Here is a 17,449-nt window from a genome sequence, read left to right as displayed (position 1 = left end):
GTGCCCCTCTCGGCTCACTCGCCGCGGTACAGCTCGCGCTTGTCGATGTAGCGCACGACTCCGTCCGGCACCATGTACCAGATGGGGTCCCCCTTGGCGACTCTCGCACGGCAGTCTGTGGACGAGATGGCGAGCGCGGGCACCTCGACGAGGGAGACTCCGCCTTCCGGCAGGCCCGGGTCGGTGAGGTTGTGGCCGGGGCGGGTGACGCCGATGAAGTGCGCGAGGGAGAACAGTTCCGCCGAGTCGCGCCAGGTCAGCAGTTGGGCGAGGGCGTCGGCGCCGGTGATGAAGAAGAGGTCGGTGTCGGGGTTGAGGGCGCGCAGGTCGCGCAGGGTGTCGACGGTGTAGGTGGGGCCGCCGCGGTCGATGTCGATGCGGCTGACGGAGAACTGGGGGTTCTCGGCGGTCGCGATGACCGTCATCAGGTAGCGGTCCTCGGCCGGGGAGACGTTGCGGTGGGACTTCTGCCACGGCTGGCCGGTGGGGACGAACACCACCTCGTCCAGGTGGAACTGCGCGGCGACCTCGCTGGCCGCCACGAGGTGCCCGTGGTGGATCGGGTCGAACGTTCCGCCCATGACGCCGAGGCGCCGCTTGCCCGTGTGGGCGGGGCCGTTGCCCGGTCCGTGCTGCGGGTGCTTCACCGTGTCGTCGGCGCTCTCGTGCGCCGGACCGGTAGGCATGTCCTGCTGTCCCATGCGTGCAGACCCTACCGGCCCGGCCTCAAGCGTCCGGCCGGGGACGGGTTCCCCGCTCAGCGGTCGCGGTTGAAACGCGTGGTGATCCACAGCAGGAGAAGCAGGATGAACAGGGCGCCGCCGCCGGTGAGGGCCGGGTTCAGGCTGTTGTGGTTTCCGCCGTGCTGCTCGCCCTCGGCGGCAAGGGTGACCAACTGGGCTGCTGCGCTGTGGAAGCTCATCTTCGGCAGGACCTATCGCGTGTGGGCGGAATAAAGATGTCGGCCCATCGTAAGCGGGCGGCCGTGCGGCGATCACGCCGACTCCGCCGTTGGGACCGGAGGGCGCCGACGGCCCAGGCGCGGCCAGGAGCGGTCGGTGCCCGGCGGCGGGGAACTTTCGCCGCTCGTCAGTCGTCCTTCCGCTTGTAGCCGCGCAGCAGGAACCAGGCGGTCAGTACACAGCCGAGGACCATCACGATCAGCACGACGCGGAGCAGGTTTCCTGACCCGTGCTGGACGGCGCTCGCGGCGGCCTCGGTCAGCCAGGCGGCTGCGGGGTGGTGCTCCATGACGTGGACTCCTTCAGGGGTGTACTGCCCGTCCAAGGTATCTCCGCCTAGGCTGGGCCCCGCCTCGGGGGCACAGTGGGCACTCACACGCACATGGGGGAAGACATGTCCGACGACGGCCACCAGCACACGGGGCACGAGCGGGTGCCGAGCAGGCAGCGCAGGCGCTTCCCGGAGATCTCCACGCGCGCGTACGAGCACCCGGCCGACCGCTCGGCCCTGGTCGCGCTGCGCAAGCTGAGCGGGTTCGACACCGTCTTCAAGGCGCTCAGCGGGCTGCTGCCGGAGCGGAGCCTGAGGCTGCTGTTCCTGTCCGACTCGGTGCGGGTCTCCGAGCGGCAGTTCTCGCACCTGCACGACATGCTGCTGGACGCCTGTTACATCCTGGACCTGGACAAGGTCCCGCCGATGTACGTCACGCAGGACCCGCAGCCGAACGCGATGTGCATCGGCCTGGACGAGCCGATCATCGTGGTCAGCACGGGACTGGTGGAGCTGCTCGACGAGGAGGAGATGCGGGCGGTCGTCGGGCACGAGGTGGGGCACGCGCTGTCCGGGCACTCGGTGTACCGCACCATCCTGCTGTTCCTGACGAGCCTCGCGCTGAAGGTCGCCTGGATCCCGCTGGGCAATCTGGCGATCATGGCGATCGTCACGGCGCTGCGGGAGTGGTTCCGCAAGTCGGAGCTGTCCGCCGACCGGGCGGGTCTGCTGGTGGGCCAGGACGTCCGGGCCTCGATGCGGGGGCTGATGAAGATCGCGGGCGGCAACCACCTGCACGAGATGAACGTGGACGCGTTCCTGGAGCAGGCCGAGGAGTACGACTCCGGGGGCGATCTGCGCGACTCGGTGCTGAAGATCCTGAACGTGCTGCCCCGCTCGCACCCGTTCACCACCGTGCGGGCCGCCGAGCTGAAGAAGTGGGCCGAGTCCCGGGACTACCAGCGGATCATGGACGGGCACTACCCGCGGCGCGGCGAGGACGGGGACGCCTCCGTCAGCGACTCCTTCCGCGAGTCGGCGGCCAGCTACGCAAGCGATGTGAAGGCCTCCAAGGACCCGCTGATGAAGCTGGTCACGGACCTGGCGGGCGGCGCGGGCGACCTGGGCGGCCGGGTCCGGCGGGGCTTCGACGGCTTCCGGAGCCCGCCGCCGGCCAAGGGGGACGCCCCGGGTGGCGGCGAGGAGTAGGCGCCGGGCCCGGCAGGGGGGGCACCGCCTCCGGCGCCGTCCCACTCCAGCGCCGTCCCACTCCAGCGCCGTCCCCCTCCGCGCCGCGCCTCTCCGCGCCCCTCACACCTTCGGCTGGGCCCCCGTGGCCAGGGTCCCGCACAGGGCCGTGGCGCTGTCGGTCTCGTAGGGATTGGTGCCCGCGGGGCCGCCCGACCGGGCCGTCTGGCCGGCCAGGAGGGGACGGAGGTAGGCCGAGGCGTCCTCGGCGCAGGCGAGGGGGCCCGCCTGGACGTAGGACGTGACCAGCTGCACCTGGTGGGTGCGCAGGTCGTCCCGGTCGAGGCGGAAGGTCACCTCGCGGCGGACCGTGAAGAGGGAGGCGGGGGCGCCGGCGGCGGCGCCGGTGGGGCGCAGCGCGTAGACGAAGGTGTGGTCGGCGGTGACCTCCAGGGTCGCCGAGTCGGCTTCGGCGGCGTGCAGGCTGCCGAACACGCGGATCCTGCCGTCGGCCAGCTGGGCGCGGGCGGGGTCGATGCGGACCACCCAGCCCGTGGCCGCGTGCCGGCCGTCCGCCGCCGGGTGGTCGAAGCTCTGGTCGAACTGGTCGAGCTGGTCGGAGTCGATCAGCGCCCGGGCGGGGCTGACCTCACGGCCGCTGAGCACCTCGGGGTAGAGCGAGGAGCGGACGACGTAGTCCTTGGCGGTGGTGAGGGCGGTCACCACCTGGCTGTCGGAGAAGTGGGCGGTGCCGCGTGAGGCGGGCAGGGGTATGCCCTCGGCGCCGGTCTCGTACGGGGCGGCGGGGCTGCGCGCGTAGAGCCTCTCGGGGTCCGTGGTGCCGGGCACCTTGCCCTGGGGGGCGAGCGGGATGACGGTCATCCGGAGGGATTCCACGGCCCGCCGGGTCTGCGGGGAGCCGTAGGGGTGGCGCACGCCCATGTAGATCGCGGTGGCGAAGGCGACGGCGATCAGCAGGACGAGGACGAGGGCCTGCCGGGTGAGGCCCCGGTGCAGGGGCGGGCGGCGGCGGACGGCGGGGGCGTGCTCGGCCATCCGCTCCTCGGCGGAGAACTCCTGGAGGCGGGCAGCGCGGACGAACGATTCGTCGAAGACGACGGATCGGTATTCGTCCTCCGCACCGCCGGGGCCGCCCTCGGGTGTCCCCTCCGGTGGGTCTCCAGGCCCGCCCATACTTTCAGGGTAGGTCTCGTGAGCCCTGGGTAAACGCCTCGCTCCGCGACAACTTCTGACAGGTTCTCATCCAGCGCGGGCGAGGTGCTCAGGGAGAGGGCGGGACGGCCGAGACGGCCGGCCGGGAGCGGTCGGCGGCGGGGCCGGGGGCGGACGCGCTGCCCTGTTCGAGGCCGGTGGAGGCGGGGGCGGGAACGCGGTCGCGGGTGCCCGAGGAGCCTCCCCGGTAGACGGCGGCGAAGGCCAGGGCGACCATGCCGATGCCCATCACGACGGCGAGGACCCAGGCCACGGGCCGGTGCCAGCGGACCTGCTTGCCGTAGGCACCGAAGGGGCCGTGGTGATCGCCGAGGACGTAGGTGTCGTCCAGCTCGTCATCGTCGTGGTCCCGGCCGAATGCGCCGCCCTCGGGGCCGTAGCCGTCGTCGTAGCGCTCGCCCCGGGCGCGGGCGCGGCGGGCCTCGGCCTCGGAGGCCTCGGCTCTGGCCTGGGCCGCGGCCAGAAGGCGCTCCACGGCGGTCGGCTCGTGGAAGACGGCCGCCTGTACGAAGGCCTCGTCGAAGACCACGGAGGCGAACTCTTCGTCCGACACCCCGTGGTCGTGGTCGTCGTCGGGCTCCCAGCCGTCAGGGAACGGCGTGCCCCCCACGTCCTCCGGCACGTGTCCAGAGTAGACCTGGGGGGTCAATTTGGGCAGACGGTACGGACATTCGTCTGCCTGGTGAGACGCCTTGGGGTCCGCGCGGCAGGACGGTTCGCCGGACGGGGCCCGGGACAGCGGGCCCGCGGCCGGACGGGGGAACCTCAGCGGCGGACGTGTCCGTCGCCGGTGACGATGTACTTGGTGCTGGTCAGCTCCGGCAGGCCCATCGGGCCGCGGGCGTGCAGCTTCTGGGTGGAGATGCCGATCTCGGCGCCGAAGCCGAACTGGCCGCCGTCGGTGAAGCGGGTGGAGGCGTTCACGGCGACGGTGGTGGAGTCGACCAGCTGGGTGAAGCGGCGGGCGGCCTGCTGGGAGGTGGTGACGATGGCCTCGGTGTGGCCGGAGGTCCACAGCCGGATGTGCTCGACGGCCTTGTCCAGCGAGTCCACCACCGCGGCGGCGATGTCGTACGACAGGTACTCCGTCTCCCAGTCCTCGGTGGTCGCCTCGACCACGGTGGCCTTGGAGTCCTTGGCGTAGGCCATGACCCGCTCGTCGGCGTGGACGGTGACGCCGGCCTCGGCGAGGGCGTCCAGGGCGCGCGGCAGGAACTCGGCGGCGATGTCCTGGTGGACCAGGAGGGTCTCGGCGGCGTTGCAGACGCTGACCCGCTGGGCCTTGGAGTTGATCAGGATCTCGACGGCCATGTCGATGTCGGCCTGGGCGTCGACGTAGACGTGGCAGTTGCCGGTGCCGGTCTCGATCACGGGGACCGTGGACTCGTTGACCACGGTCCGGATCAGGGAGGCGCCGCCGCGCGGGATGAGGACGTCGACCAGGCCGCGGGCGCGCATCAGCTCGCGGACGGAGTCGCGGCTCTCCCCGGGCACGAGCTGGACGGCGTCGGCGGGCAGCCCGGCGCCGCCGACGGCGTCGCGGAGCACCCGGACGAGGGCGGAGTTGGACTCGTAGGCGGAGGCCGAGCCACGCAGCAGGACGGCGTTGCCGGACTTCAGGCAGAGGGCGGCGGCGTCCACGGTGACGTTCGGGCGGGCCTCGTAGACGATGCCGACGACGCCGAGCGGGACGCGGACCTGGCGCAGGTCGATGCCGTTGGGGAGGGTGGAGCCCCGGACGACCTCGCCGACCGGGTCGGGCAGCTTCGCGACGTCGCGGACGTCGGAGGCGATGGCGCGGACCCGCTCCGGGGTGAGGGTGAGCCGGTCGACGATGGCCTCGCTGGTGCCGTTCTCCCGGGCCTTGGCCACGTCCTTGGCGTTGGCCTCGACGATCTCGGCGGTCCGGACCTCCAGGGCGTCGGCGATGGCGAGCAGCGCGTCGTCCTTCACGGCGCGCGGGAGCGGCGCGAGGTCGGCGGCGGCGGCCTTGGCCCGGTAGGCGGCCTGGGTGACCGGGGACATCGAGTCGTACGGCGAGAGCGTGGTCATGAGGGCAGGGTAGTGCGCGGGGCGCGGCGGTTCAGCGGTCGTCCCACACCCCGAGACATCCCAAAAGGGGTGAACCTTCCTGGGCGGGGGAACGGCCGGCCCGCTCGCTCCGGCGCGGCGCACCCGGCCGGCACCCGCTCACCCGACCCCGGCTCGCCGCCCCGGCCCGCCCCGGCCCCGCTCAGAACGGGTGCACCCCCACCGGTGTCGCCGGGGCGGGGCCGTAGCCCTCGGCGATGCGGTGGTGGTAGGTCTCCCGGTCGATGACCTCCAGGCCGACGATCTCCCAGGGCGGCAGGCCCGCGCTCTGCCGGTGCTCGCCCCACAGGCGCAGCGCCACGGCGGCGGCGTCGTGCAGGTCGCGGGCCTCTTCCCAGTACCGGATCTCGGCGTGGTCGGTCGCGTATCTGCTGGTCAGCAGGAAGGGGTGGTCGTGGGCGAGCTGTTCCAGGGCCCGCCGCAGCTCGGGCAGGGGGACTCTCTCCCCGGAGACGCTGAGGGTGACGTGCCACAGCCTGGGCAGGTCCTTGGGCTCCTCATAGGTGTCCCCGGCCGCGACGCTCGTCAGAGCACCGCGGGACGCCGCCCCCGGGCGCACTCGTCTCACGACGGCCTCCTTCACGCATGGCACGCACGGCTCGCATGGCTCATACGGCTCACACGGCTCGCATGCTCGTATGGCTCGCTCGGCCCCTTGACGGAACCCGTCCCTTCAACATGTCCCCCAGACAAAGTTGAGCAGGCCGCAGGGCTCCGCGTGGTGGTTTTACGGAACGTCCCCCACCGGGGGCGCTCCGCACGCCCCGTTTCACGAGCCGTTCCGCGGGCTTCAGGTGTGCAGGAGGACCAGGTCGTCCCTGTGTACGACCTCGCGTTCGTACGCCGGGCCGAGCTCGCGTGCCAGCTCGCGGGTCGAACGCCCGATCAGCCGGGGGATCTCCTTGGCGTCGAAGTTGACGAGTCCCCGGGCCACCGCGTGGCCCGTGGTGTCCCGCAGCTCGACGGGGTCGCCCGCGCTGAACTCGCCCTCGACGGCGGCGATCCCGGCGGGCAGCAGCGATGTGCGCCGCTTGACGACCGCGTCCACCGCGCCGTCGTCCAGGATCAGGGCGCCCTGCGGGGTGGAGGCGTGCTGGAGCCAGAGGAGCCGCTCGGCGGAGCGCTTGCCGGTGGCGTGGAAGTAGGTGCCGGTGTCACCGCCGGCCAGGGCCTCGGCCGCGTGGACGGCGCTGGTCAGCACCACCGGGATGCCGGCGGCGGCGGCGATCCGGGCGGCCTCCACCTTGGTGACCATCCCGCCGGTGCCGACGCCGGCCTTGCCCGCGCTGCCGATCTCGACGCCGGCGAGGTCCTGCGGGCCCTTCACCTCCGCGATCCGGGAGGTGCCGGGCCTGCTGGGGTCGCCGTCGTAGACGCCGTCGATGTCGGAGAGGAGGACCAGCAGGTCGGCGTGGACGAGGTGGGCGACGAGGGCGGCGAGGCGGTCGTTGTCGCCGAAGCGGATCTCGTCGGTGGCGACGGTGTCGTTCTCGTTGACGATCGGGAAGGCGCCCATCGCGAGGAGCTGGTCGAGGGTGCGGGAGGCGTTGCGGTGGTGGGCGCGGCGGCTCATGTCGTCGCTGGTGAGCAGGACTTGGCCGACGCGGACGCCGTAGCGGGCGAAGGAGGCGGTGTAGCGGGCGACGAGCAGGCCCTGGCCGACGCTGGCGGCGGCCTGCTGGCGCGCGAGGTCCTTGGGGCGGCGGCGCAGACCGAGCGGGGCGAGGCCGGCGGCGATGGCGCCGGAGGAGACCAGCACGATCTCCTTCTCGCCACCGCTGCGGATCTTGGCGAGGACGTCGACCAGCGCGTCGACGCGGTCGGCGTCGAGGCCGCCCGCGGCGGTGGTCAGCGAGGAGGAGCCCACCTTGACGACGATCCTGCGGGCCTCGCCCACGGCCTGCCTTGCCCTTGCCACCTGCGGTCCGTCTCCTTCACGTGCGCGTTCCGGCACCGTGCTTCCCGGCGTCCTCAATCTACGGGAAGCCGAGCGCGGCGCGCCCGCGGTGCTCAGCCGCCGGACAGTCCCGGTCCGGGCCCGCCGGCGCCACCCCGGCGACAGGAGCTCTCCCCCGACGGCCGCCGGGCCCTCCCCGCCGACGCCACCCCGGCGGCAGGACCTCCCCCTCGACGGCCACCGGACCCCGGCCCGCCGACGCCACCCCGGCGACAAAACCTCCCCATCGACAGCCACCGGGCCGGGACCACCCTCGCCGATGGCGCCCATCTCCGGCCGGACGGCACCACCTTCGTCCAGGTCCCCGGACCCCACCCCCAACTGGTGTGCCCCCGCACCGGTTTCGGCCGGTGCCGGGCGGGGCGGTACGGCCGCGTTCGCGGCGGTCTGCGACCATGGACCCCATGCGCAGAAGAGGTTCGGCACGGGCAGGGTTGGGCGGGGTCCTCGGTGGGCTGCTGGTGATGTCGGTCGCGGCGTGCGGCAGTTCGGACCACGGGAGTGCCGCCTCACGGGACCGGTCCGACGACACGCAGCCGCACAAGACGGTCCTCAAGCGCGTACCCGGCGTCGGGGACCGGCTGTGGCGGCAGGTACCGGCCGACTCCCGCCAGGTGGTCGCGGTGTACGGCGCGGGGAAGGACTCCCCCGACTCCACCGTCGCCCTGTTCACCAAGCACGGCGCCGTCTGGAAGCAGGAACGCTCCTGGCCGGCGCACAACGGGCGGAAGGGCTGGACGGCGGACCATCACGAGGGTGATCTGCGCAGCCCGGTGGGGGTGTTCACGCTCAGCGACGCGGGCGGCGTCCTCGCCGACCCGGGGGCCAGGCTGCCGTACACCCGGTCCTCGGCCTTCCAGGCGCCCCACTACTGGAAGAAGGCGTACTGGCACGACTTCGACTACGTCATAGCCATCGACTACAACCGCGTCAGGGGCACCGCGCCCAATGACCCGACGAGGCCGCAGGGCCAGTCGAAGGGCGGCAGCATCTGGCTGCACATGGACCACGGCAGCGGCACGTCGGCGTGCGTGAGCCAGTCCGAGTCGGCGATGCGGTACCTGCTGCGCACCCTCGATCCCCGGCTGCACCCCGTCGTGGTGATGGGCGACAAGGCCGAGCTGAAGGCCTGACGGGACCTCAGGGCGCGGCCGGTCCGCGCCCCGGGCGGGTCGGGGGGGGCCGGTGAGAGCCGGGACGCGGACTGCGCCCGGCTCCGCGGCCGGACGCTCAGGCGTGCCGGTGACGCCACCCCAGCCACGCGGACTCGATCATGTCGTCCAGGCCGAGACGGGCCGTCCAGCCCAGTTCCGCGTGGATGCGGTCCGCCGAGGCGACCACCCTCGCCGGGTCTCCGGGGCGGCGGTCGGTCACCTCGGGCGTCAGCCGCTCGTTGCCGGTCACCTTCAGGATGCGGTCCACCATCTCCCGGACCGAGCTGCCCTCGCCCCGGCCGATGTTGAGGACGAGCGAGGTCCCCTCCGGGGCGTCCCGCAGACGTGCCGCGGCGGCCTGGTGGGCGGAGGCGATGTCCTGGACGTGAATGTAGTCACGCACGCAGGTGCCGTCCGGCGTGTCGTAGTCGTCGCCGAAGATCCGCGGCGCCTCGCCGGCCTCCAGCCGCTCGAACACCATGGGGATGAGGTTGAAGACACCCGCGTCGGACAGCTCGGGGGCGGCGGCTCCGGCCACGTTGAAATACCGCAGGGACACGGCCCGGATCCCGTGGGCCCTGGCCGCGGCGGCGATCAGCCACTCGCCGACCAGCTTGGTCTCGCCGTAGGGGCTCATGGGGAGGCAGGGGGTGTCCTCGGTCACGAGGTCGACGTCCGGCATGCCGTAGACGGCGGCGGACGAGGAGAAGACGATCCGGCCGACACCGGTGGCCGCCATCGCCTCCAGCAGGGTCTGCAGACCGGTGACGTTCTCGCGGTAGTAGTGGAGGGGCCGCTCCACCGACTCCCCCACCTGCTTCTTGGCGGCGATGTGCACCACACCCGTCACGGCGTGGTCACGCATCGTCCGCTCCAGGAGGGCCTGGTCCAGCACGCTGCCCTCGACCAGCGGGACATCGCCGGGCACCCGGTCGGCACTGCCGGTCGACAGGTCGTCGTAGACGACCACGTGCTCGCCGTTCTCCGTCATGGCGCGCACCACATGCGCACCGATGTACCCGGCGCCGCCCGTGACCAGCCAGCTCATTCCCGTGCCTCCTCGGTCTGTGTCGGTAGGAGAGCAGACTCGTTCATGGACTACGGAAAATCGAGTCGGGTAATTTCGGACAACTGCGGCAAAAACCCGGCGTGGTGAGGCGGGGTGAAGTTCCCCGCCGATCCGGGTGGGAGAATGTTCCGAGCGAGTAAAGGTCCGGCCTCCGCGGCTGTTCCGCGCCGCGACCGCCCCGCTACCTTGCTCACGGAAACATCAAGTGAATCCTTTACTCTGATGCGACGGCGCGCTGCGCCGCCGGCGGGCGGAGCGTGCTCTGGCCTCGGCCCCACGCTCTCGTGATCAGTCTCGGAACAGGTTGTAAGGATGCCCAGACTCTCTCTCGTCATCCCTGTCTACAAGGTGCAGGGCTACCTCGCCGAGTGCCTGGACTCGGTGCTCGGGCAGGACTACACGGACTTCGAGGTCATCGCGGTCGACGACTGCTCACCGGACGGTTCGGGCGCCATTCTCGACGAATACGCGGAGCGGGACGCACGCGTTCACGTGATTCACCTCACGGAGAACGTGGGGCTGGGGCGTGCGCGCAATGCGGGCATGGAGAAGGTTCAGGGCGATTACGTCCTCTTCCTGGACAGCGACGACACTCTGACCGCCGGGGCGCTGCGGGCGATAGCCGAGCGGCTGGAAGCCGCCGGGGACCCCGAGATCCTCGTCTACGACTACGCCCGCAGCTACTGGGACGGCCGGGTCCGCCCCAACCAGCGCGCCGAGCTGCTCCAGCCCGACGGGCCGGAGACCTTCCCGCTCTCCGAGCGGCCGAAGCTGCTGGACCTGCTCCAGATCGTCTGGAACAAGGCCTACCGCCGGGACTTCGTCCTCCGTCACGAGCTGACCTTCCCGCCCGGCTACTACGAGGACGCCCCCTGGACGTTCTGCTCCATGATCAGCGCCGAGCGCATCGCGGTGCTGAACCGGGTCTGCGTGATGTACCGCCAGCGCCGCGAGGGCGGCAACATCCTGAAGACGGTCAGCCGCAAGCACTTCGACGTCTTCGACCAGTACCGCCGCGTCTTCGACTACCTGGACGCCCATCCCGAGTTCGCGCAGTGGCGCGGACCGCTGTTCCGCAAGATGGTCGACCACTTCCTCACCATCCTGGACCGGCCCGACCGGCTGCCGGCCGACGCGCGGGCGGAGTTCTTCCACCGCGCCTCCGCCGACTACCGCGCCCGGCTCCCCGAGGGCTTCCAGCGGCCGGGCGGCGGCCGTGGCCACAAGTACGCGCTGCTGGAGAAGGACGCGTACGCGGCGATGGCCGGTGCCACCGCCGCCGTGAAGCTCCGCAAGGCGGTCAGGACCCGCACCCGTACGGCCGTCAACCGGTCCAAGCGCAGCGCGATGGGCGTCTACTACCAGTCGCAGCTCCGGCTGCCGCTGGACGAGAACCTGGCGCTCTTCTCCGCCTACTGGAGCCGCAGCGTCTCCTGCAACCCGGCCGCCATCGACGCCGAACTGGCCCGGCTCGCCCCGCACGTCCGCCGGGTGTGGGCGGTCCGGCCGGACGCGGTGGACCGGGTGCCCGAGGGCGTGCGGTACGTCCGGGTCGGCTCCAAGGAGTACTGGGCCGCGCTCGCACGCGCCAAGTACCTGGTCAACAACGTGAACTTCGCCGACAGCGTGGTCAAGCGCGAGGGCCAGATCCATCTCCAGACCCACCACGGCACCCCGCTGAAGACCATGGGCCTGGACCAGCGCAAGTACCCCGCCTCGACGGACATGGACTTCGACAAGCTCCTGGAGCGCTGCGACCGCTGGGACTTCAGCGTCAGCTCCAACCGCTTCTCCACGGCCGTCTGGGAGCGGGTCTACCCGTGCTCCTACGTCTCGCTGGAGACCGGCTACCCCCGCAACGACGTCCTCGTCAACGGCACGTCGGACGACGTCCGCCGGGCCCGCGCGGCCCTCGGGCTCGCCGACGGCACCCGGGCGTTCCTGTACATGCCCACGCACCGCGAGTACCAGCCCGGCTTCGTGCCGAGCCTCGACCTCGCCCGCCTCGCCGACGAGCTGGGGCCGGACGTGACCCTGCTGGTGCGCGGCCACTACTTCTACGGCGGCTCGGCCCACGTGGCCGAGCTGCGCCGCAGCGGGCGGATCGTCGACGTGTCGGGGCACCCCCGGGTGGAGGAGCTGTACCTCGCGGCCGACGCGCTGATCACGGACTACTCCTCCGCGATGTTCGACTACGCCGTCCTGGACCGGCCGATCATCATCTACGCACCCGACTGGGACATCTACTCCGCCGTGCGCGGCACCTACTTCAACCTGCTCCAGGAGGCGCCGGGCGCGGTGGCCACCTCGCAGGCCGAGCTGATCCACCTGCTCGGCTCGGACGAGTACCGCGGGCCGGACGCGACCGCGCGCCGCGACGCCTTCCGCCGCCGGTTCTGCGAGTTCGACGACGGACGTGCCGCCGAGCGCGTGGTGCGCCGCGTCTTCCTCGGCGAGACGGAGCCGCTGCCCTTCGTGCCGTTCGCCGAGCGTTCCCACGCACCGGCCCCCGCCCAGGCGCTCGCAGCCGTCGAGCGGGCCTGACCCCCGAGAAGGAGATCGACAAGCATGGCCCCTCGGCTCAGTGTCATCGTCCCCATGTACGACGTCGAGCACTATCTGCCGGCCTGTCTCGACTCGCTGGCGGCGCAGACGTTCGAGGACTTCGAGGTCCTCATGGTGGACGACGGCTCACCCGACAGTTCGGCGGCGATAGCCGAGTCCTACGCGGAGCGTGACCCGCGGTTCCGGCTGATACGCAAGGAGAACGGAGGGCTCGGGGCCGCCCGCAACACCGGTATCGCCCACCTCTCCCCCGAGTCGGAGTTCCTGACGTTCGTCGACAGCGACGACCTCGTCCCGCCGGACGCCTACCGCCTGATGGTGGGCAGCCTCGACGAGACCGGCTCCGACTTCGCCACCGGCAACGTCTTCCACCTCAAGGGCGAGAAGACCTGGCAGGTGCCGCTGATGCGGATGCTCGCGGGCGAGGCACGCCAGCGCACCCACATCTCCGAGTACGCCAAGCTCGTCGCCGACCGCATCGCCTGCAACAAGGTGTTCCGCCGGACGTTCTGGGAGAAGCACGGCTTCGCCTTCCCCGAGGGCCGCCTGTACGAGGACACGCCCGTCACCATGCGGGCGCACTACCTCGCCGAGGCCGTCGACGTCATCTCCGAGCCCTGCTACTACTGGCGGCTGCGCGAGGGCGAGTCCGCCCCCTCCATCACGCAGCGCCGTACCGACCCGGCCGGTGTGCGCGACCGGGTGACCTCCGTCCTGGAGATCAGCGACTTCCTGGGCCGCCAGTCCGGCGAGACCTTCGCCCGCCTCAAGCAGGAGTACGACACCCGCGTCCTCGTGGACGACCTGCGGCTGTTCCTCAACGTGGTGCCCGACGGCGACGAGGAGTACCGCGCCGAGTTCCTGCGCTCGGCCAACCGCTTCCTGGACCACATCGACCCCAAGGTCGTCATGGCCCTGCCGACGCACCTGCGGGTGCAGTGGCTGCTGGTCCGCAAGCACCAGCTCGACGAGCTGATCACCCTGCTGGCCTCGCAGCGGCGCAAGGAGGCCATCGAGGTCACCGGCCTGGTCCGCAAGTACGCCTCCTTCCCGGCCCTGGCCGACGCCGACCTGGACGTCCCGCGCAAGGCGCTGCGCATCGACCGGGACCTGCGCATGCGCGCCCCGCTCCAGGACGTCCGCTGGTCCGAGGGCAAGCTGGTGCTGGGCGGGCACGCCTGGATCGACAAGATCGACCTGCCCTCGAAGCGCTCCTCCGTCAAGGTCCTGCAACTGCGCAAGGACAAGTCCCGCCGCCGCATCGTGCTGCCCACCCGGAACACCGAGTCCCCGGAGCGCACCACGGACTCCGGCCAGGACCGGTACAACTACGACTGGGCCGGCTGGGAGGTCACCATCGACCCGGCCAAGCTGCGCAAGGGCGGTGAGTGGCAGGAGGGCCTGTGGCACGTGGGCCTCGGCCTGTACGCCTCCGGCCTGGTGCGCCGCGCCGCCGTGCAGTCCAGCGGCGGCGCCGCCTGCAACTTCCCGCCGTACCGCTGGCTGGACACCGACTTCCGGATGCTGCCGTCGGTCGAGCGCGGTGCGCTCAAGCTGCGCATCGAGAAGGTCCGGGCGCTGATCACCGGCTGGACCATGGAGGGCGACCGGCTGCGGGTGACCGGCGACATCCGGGTCCCGCTGCACGCCGGCGAGCGGGTGGCGCTGCGGGTGAAGAACCAGAAGGGCGCCGAGGTCCACGAGTACCCGGTCGACGTGACCGAGGAAGGCGGCGCGCACCGGTTCTCGGTCGAGATCCCGGTGGCCGACGTGGCGCTCGTCTTCCACGAGGGTGTCGACGCCCTGACCCGGCCCGAGAAGCGCGTCTGGTCCACCGTGCTGGTGGCCACGGACCCCAAGGGCACCCAGCGCCAGTTCAGCACGGTCCTGAAGGAGGGTCTGGCCGACGGGCGGTACGACCTGCCCGCCTCGCTGGGTGAACACGCCGACCAGGGCGAACTCGCCGTGATCGGCGGCCACAACGGGTACCTCAAGCTGGCCGGCCGTACCCGGCGGGCCGTGATCGACCGGGTCGGTCTGGAGGACGGCCGGATCACCATCACCGCGCGCACCGACGCCCGGCTCACCGGCTCCCGGCTGCTGCTCAAGCCCCGGGCGCGGTTCGAGGAGCGCTTCGTGGAGCCGCGCTGGTTCGAGGACGGCCGTTTCGAGGTCGCCTTCGACCCGTCCACGCTCGGCGGCAACGGCGACGTGCCGCTGCGCGCGGGCCGCTGGAACCTCTTCCTGCGCCCGGCCGACGGCGAGGGCCCCGACGTACCGTTCGTCACCGACCGGCTCGCGGCGGCGCAGTTCCCGCTCCGCGCCGAACTCGGTGGCCGCCGCTACTGGCTGGAGAACCGCTGGGCCGACTTCCCCCAGCTGAACTGCCGTTCGGAGCTGGACGACCTGGAGCGCGGCCCGTACCGCCAGCGGCAGCTGCGCGAGGAGGTGTACGCGCCCCTGCGGCAGCAGCCCCTGAAGGACCAGGTCTTCTACCTCAGCTACAACGGCAAGCAGTTCTCCGACAGCCCGAAGGCGATGTACGAGGAGCTGGTCGCCCGTGGCTCGCAGCTCAAGCACCTGTGGGCCGTGCGCGACGGCCAGGTCCTGCTGCCGGAGGGCGTGGAGCGCGTCCGCATGTGGGGCCGCGAGTGGTACGAGGCGCTGGCCTCCAGCCGCTACATCGTCACCAACGGCCACCTGCCGGACTGGATCGAGCGGCGCCCCGGCCAGGTCATCGTCCAGACCTGGCACGGCACGATGCTGAAGAAGATCGGCCACGACATCGACACGCTGCACTTCGACCGCCGCTACCAGGAGAAGCTGGCGCTGGAGGCGAAGCAGTGGAGCCTGGTGGTGTCCTCCAACCGGTTCAGCACGCCGATCCTGAAGCGCGCCTTCTCCTACGACGGGGAGATCCTGGAGGCGGGCTACCCGCGCAACGACTACCTGTACTCGCCGGAGAAGGACGCCATCGCGGAGCGGGTGAAGAAGCAGCTCGGTCTGCCGAAGGGCAAGAAGGTCGTGCTGTACGCGCCGACCTGGCGGGACGACCAGGCGCACAGCCAGGGCCAGTACCTGTTCGACCTGCGGATCGACATCGAGGACGCGCAGCGGCGGCTGGGTGACGACCACGTCCTACTCATCCGCCGCCACTCCAACGTGGTGGACGCGGTGCCGGGTGCCGGCAACGGCTTCGTGTGGGACGTGTCGGAGTACCCGGACATCGCCGAGCTGTACCTGGCGGCCGACATCATGATCACGGACTACTCGTCGGTCATGTTCGACTACGCCCACCTGAAGCGGCCGATGCTCTTCTTCACCTACGACCTGGAGCACTACCGGGACACCCTGCGCGGCTTCTACTTCGACTTCGAGCAGGACTCGCCCGGTCCGCTGGTCTTCACCTCGAAGGAGCTGATCGACGCGCTCCTGGACATCGACGAGGTGTCCGCCGAGTACCAGGACCGCTTCGACCGCTTCCACCACCTGTTCTGCGACCTGGACGACGGCCACGCCTCGGCGCGGGTCGTGGACCGGATGCTGGAGCAGGCCAAGGAGCTCTGAGCGAGCACGCGACAAGGGGCGGGGCCCGGAGGTTCGACCTCCGGGCCCCGCCCCTTGTCCCGTCCGGGAGGACGGCGGCCGGTCAACGCCCCCGGCGCAGACGCCGCTTGAGCGCCCTGAGCACACGGGCGGGGGTGTACCGGCCGCTTCCCCCGCTCCGTGCGGGCGCCGGTCCGGAGGCGGTCGCGGGCCGCTGCTGCGGCTCTGGCTTCGGCTTCGACTCGGGCTTCGGCTTCGGCTTCGGCCTGGGGACCAGCGTGGTGAGGGCGGTGAGTTCCTCGACGAGCCCCTGGGAGATCAGCAGGCAGCGCAGCCGGGAGAGCGGCGGAAGCTGGTCCACGAGCGTCTGCGGCATGTACGCGCGCACCAGGTCCCCCGCCAGCTTCACGTGCAGGGCGCGGACCTCCTCGGGCAGGTCGGCGAAGCGCCCGTCGAAGCGGCCGAGGATCTCCAGGGTGAGCCAGCGGTACAGCAGCTTGTTCCGCTGGGCGCCGGGCGGGACGTGTGCCGCCACGATGGTCAGCACCTCACGCACGTTCGCGTAGAAGGGGACGGGGTCCGGGACCTCCTGGGTCAGGTGCGGGAAGTCGTCCCGGCGGACCAGGTAGTAGCAGTCGTAGTCGGACACGACGGAGATCGACCGCGCGTGCAGGTAGGCGGGCACGACGAAGACCTGCTCCTCGGCCAGCCGCAGGCCCTCCGCGAACCGCAGTCCGTGCTCCTCGACCAGCGAGCGGCGGAACAGCTTGTGCGCGGTGAGGGACCAGACGCCCTTGGAGGTGAAGATGTCACCCCCGTCGACGTTCTCCCGGAACGGGGTGACCGGGGCCTTGCGCCCCACACCCTTGATCTTCCCCAGCACCACGTCGGAGTCGTTGCGCTCGGCGGCGGCGACCAGGCGTTCCAGCGCCTCGGTGCCCAGGTAGTCGTCGGGGTCGGCGAAGAACAGGAACTCGCCCCGGGCCATCCCGATGGCCCGGTTGCGGGGGCCGCCCGGTGCGCCGGAGTTCTCCTGGTGCACCACCCGGACCCGGCCGGGGTGGCGTTCGGCCCAGGTGTCGAGCAGATCACCGCTGCCGTCGGTGGAGCCGTCGTCCACCGCGACGATCTCGATCCGCTCGAACCCGATCGACTGACCGGCGATGGACTGCAAGCACTCCGGCAGATGATCGGCGGCGTTGTAGACAGGAATGATCACGGACACGACAGGACGGTCGGCGGGCGCGGAGCCCATATGTCTTCCCCCCACGGGACACGACGTACAAGCGGCGGGGAGCGCCGGTCAACGCTCCCCTCCGCAACGGTCATGTCACCGTAGCGCCCGCCACACGTCGGCTCGATGTCACCCGTACGACGATCGGCGCGAAGTTGTGTAAAGGTGCTGTAACAGCC

General features: G+C 71.4%; 14 protein-coding genes. 4 read left to right on the top strand and 10 right to left on the bottom strand.

Annotation, left to right across the window (positions count from 1 at the left end; translation table 11 throughout):
* Nucleotides 1-14: 14 nt before the first annotated feature.
* The 3 genes from nadD to AQJ11_RS48025 all read right to left on the bottom strand — a co-directional run bounded on the left by nadD (nt 15) and on the right by AQJ11_RS48025 (nt 1,251).
* Nucleotides 15-701, bottom strand: a complete 687-nt coding sequence (nadD, locus tag AQJ11_RS02070; protein ID WP_059261610.1) for a nicotinate-nucleotide adenylyltransferase — start codon at nt 699-701, stop codon at nt 15-17.
* A gap of 56 nt (nt 702-757) precedes the next feature.
* Complete coding sequence (locus AQJ11_RS49675; RefSeq protein ID WP_014672678.1) at nt 758-922, bottom strand: hypothetical protein; 165 nt, start codon at nt 920-922, stop codon at nt 758-760.
* A gap of 167 nt (nt 923-1,089) precedes the next feature.
* Complete coding sequence (locus tag AQJ11_RS48025; RefSeq protein ID WP_014672679.1) at nt 1,090-1,251, bottom strand: hypothetical protein; 162 nt, start codon at nt 1,249-1,251, stop codon at nt 1,090-1,092.
* Nucleotides 1,252-1,356: 105 nt separating this feature from the next.
* On the opposite strand from AQJ11_RS48025, the gene AQJ11_RS02065 reads away from it, so the two are divergent.
* Complete coding sequence (locus tag AQJ11_RS02065) at nt 1,357-2,442, top strand: M48 family metallopeptidase (RefSeq protein ID WP_059261609.1); 1,086 nt, start codon at nt 1,357-1,359, stop codon at nt 2,440-2,442.
* Between the two features lie 102 nt (nt 2,443-2,544).
* On the opposite strand, the gene AQJ11_RS02060 is transcribed toward AQJ11_RS02065, so the two are convergent.
* The 5 genes from AQJ11_RS02060 to proB all read right to left on the bottom strand — a co-directional run bounded on the left by AQJ11_RS02060 (nt 2,545) and on the right by proB (nt 7,642).
* Nucleotides 2,545-3,615, bottom strand: a complete 1,071-nt coding sequence (locus tag AQJ11_RS02060; protein ID WP_059261608.1) for an SCO2583 family membrane protein — start codon at nt 3,613-3,615, stop codon at nt 2,545-2,547.
* Between the two features lie 88 nt (nt 3,616-3,703).
* The gene (locus tag AQJ11_RS02055) at nt 3,704-4,276 is read right to left on the bottom strand and encodes an SCO2584 family spore wall biosynthesis protein (protein ID WP_014672682.1); all 573 of its coding nucleotides are present in this window, start codon (nt 4,274-4,276) and stop codon (nt 3,704-3,706) included.
* A gap of 143 nt (nt 4,277-4,419) precedes the next feature.
* Nucleotides 4,420-5,706 (bottom strand): glutamate-5-semialdehyde dehydrogenase, encoded by a 1,287-nt coding sequence (locus tag AQJ11_RS02050; RefSeq protein ID WP_014672683.1) that lies wholly within the window; start codon nt 5,704-5,706, stop codon nt 4,420-4,422.
* Between the two features lie 181 nt (nt 5,707-5,887).
* A complete protein-coding gene (locus AQJ11_RS02045) occupies nt 5,888-6,313 on the bottom strand; it encodes a hypothetical protein (protein WP_014672684.1) in 426 nt (141 codons plus the stop codon).
* A gap of 222 nt (nt 6,314-6,535) precedes the next feature.
* Nucleotides 6,536-7,642 carry a glutamate 5-kinase gene (proB, locus tag AQJ11_RS02040; RefSeq protein ID WP_059261607.1) on the bottom strand — a complete coding sequence of 369 codons (1,107 nt, stop codon included), beginning with the start codon at nt 7,640-7,642 and terminating at the stop codon, nt 6,536-6,538.
* Nucleotides 7,643-8,106: 464 nt separating this feature from the next.
* On the opposite strand from proB, the gene AQJ11_RS02035 reads away from it, so the two are divergent.
* Nucleotides 8,107-8,835 (top strand): hypothetical protein, encoded by a 729-nt coding sequence (locus AQJ11_RS02035; protein ID WP_244218071.1) that lies wholly within the window; start codon nt 8,107-8,109, stop codon nt 8,833-8,835.
* A 97-nt stretch (nt 8,836-8,932) separates the two neighbouring features.
* Here AQJ11_RS02035 and galE read toward each other — a convergent pair whose 3' ends face one another.
* A complete protein-coding gene (galE, locus tag AQJ11_RS02030) occupies nt 8,933-9,904 on the bottom strand; it encodes a UDP-glucose 4-epimerase GalE (RefSeq protein ID WP_014672687.1) in 972 nt (323 codons plus the stop codon).
* Nucleotides 9,905-10,237: 333 nt separating this feature from the next.
* On the opposite strand from galE, the gene AQJ11_RS02025 reads away from it, so the two are divergent.
* Together AQJ11_RS02025 and AQJ11_RS02020 are read left to right on the top strand one after the other, a co-directional pair.
* Entirely contained in the window at nt 10,238-12,469 is a 2,232-nt protein-coding gene (locus AQJ11_RS02025) for a bifunctional glycosyltransferase/CDP-glycerol:glycerophosphate glycerophosphotransferase (protein ID WP_014672688.1), read from the top strand.
* 24 nt (nt 12,470-12,493) lie between these two features.
* Entirely contained in the window at nt 12,494-16,057 is a 3,564-nt protein-coding gene (locus AQJ11_RS02020; protein ID WP_059261606.1) for a bifunctional glycosyltransferase/CDP-glycerol:glycerophosphate glycerophosphotransferase, read from the top strand.
* Between the two features lie 82 nt (nt 16,058-16,139).
* On the opposite strand, the gene AQJ11_RS02015 is transcribed toward AQJ11_RS02020, so the two are convergent.
* Nucleotides 16,140-17,261: a glycosyltransferase family 2 protein gene (locus AQJ11_RS02015; RefSeq protein ID WP_244218070.1), complete on the bottom strand. Its 1,122-nt coding sequence runs from the start codon at nt 17,259-17,261 to the stop codon at nt 16,140-16,142.
* Between the last annotated feature and the right edge of the window lie 188 nt (nt 17,262-17,449).

The sequence above is a fragment of the Streptomyces corchorusii genome, from assembly GCF_001514055.1.
GTDB lineage: Bacteria > Actinomycetota > Actinomycetes > Streptomycetales > Streptomycetaceae > Streptomyces > Streptomyces olivaceoviridis.
This window is presented reverse-complemented; position numbering and strand designations above follow the sequence as displayed.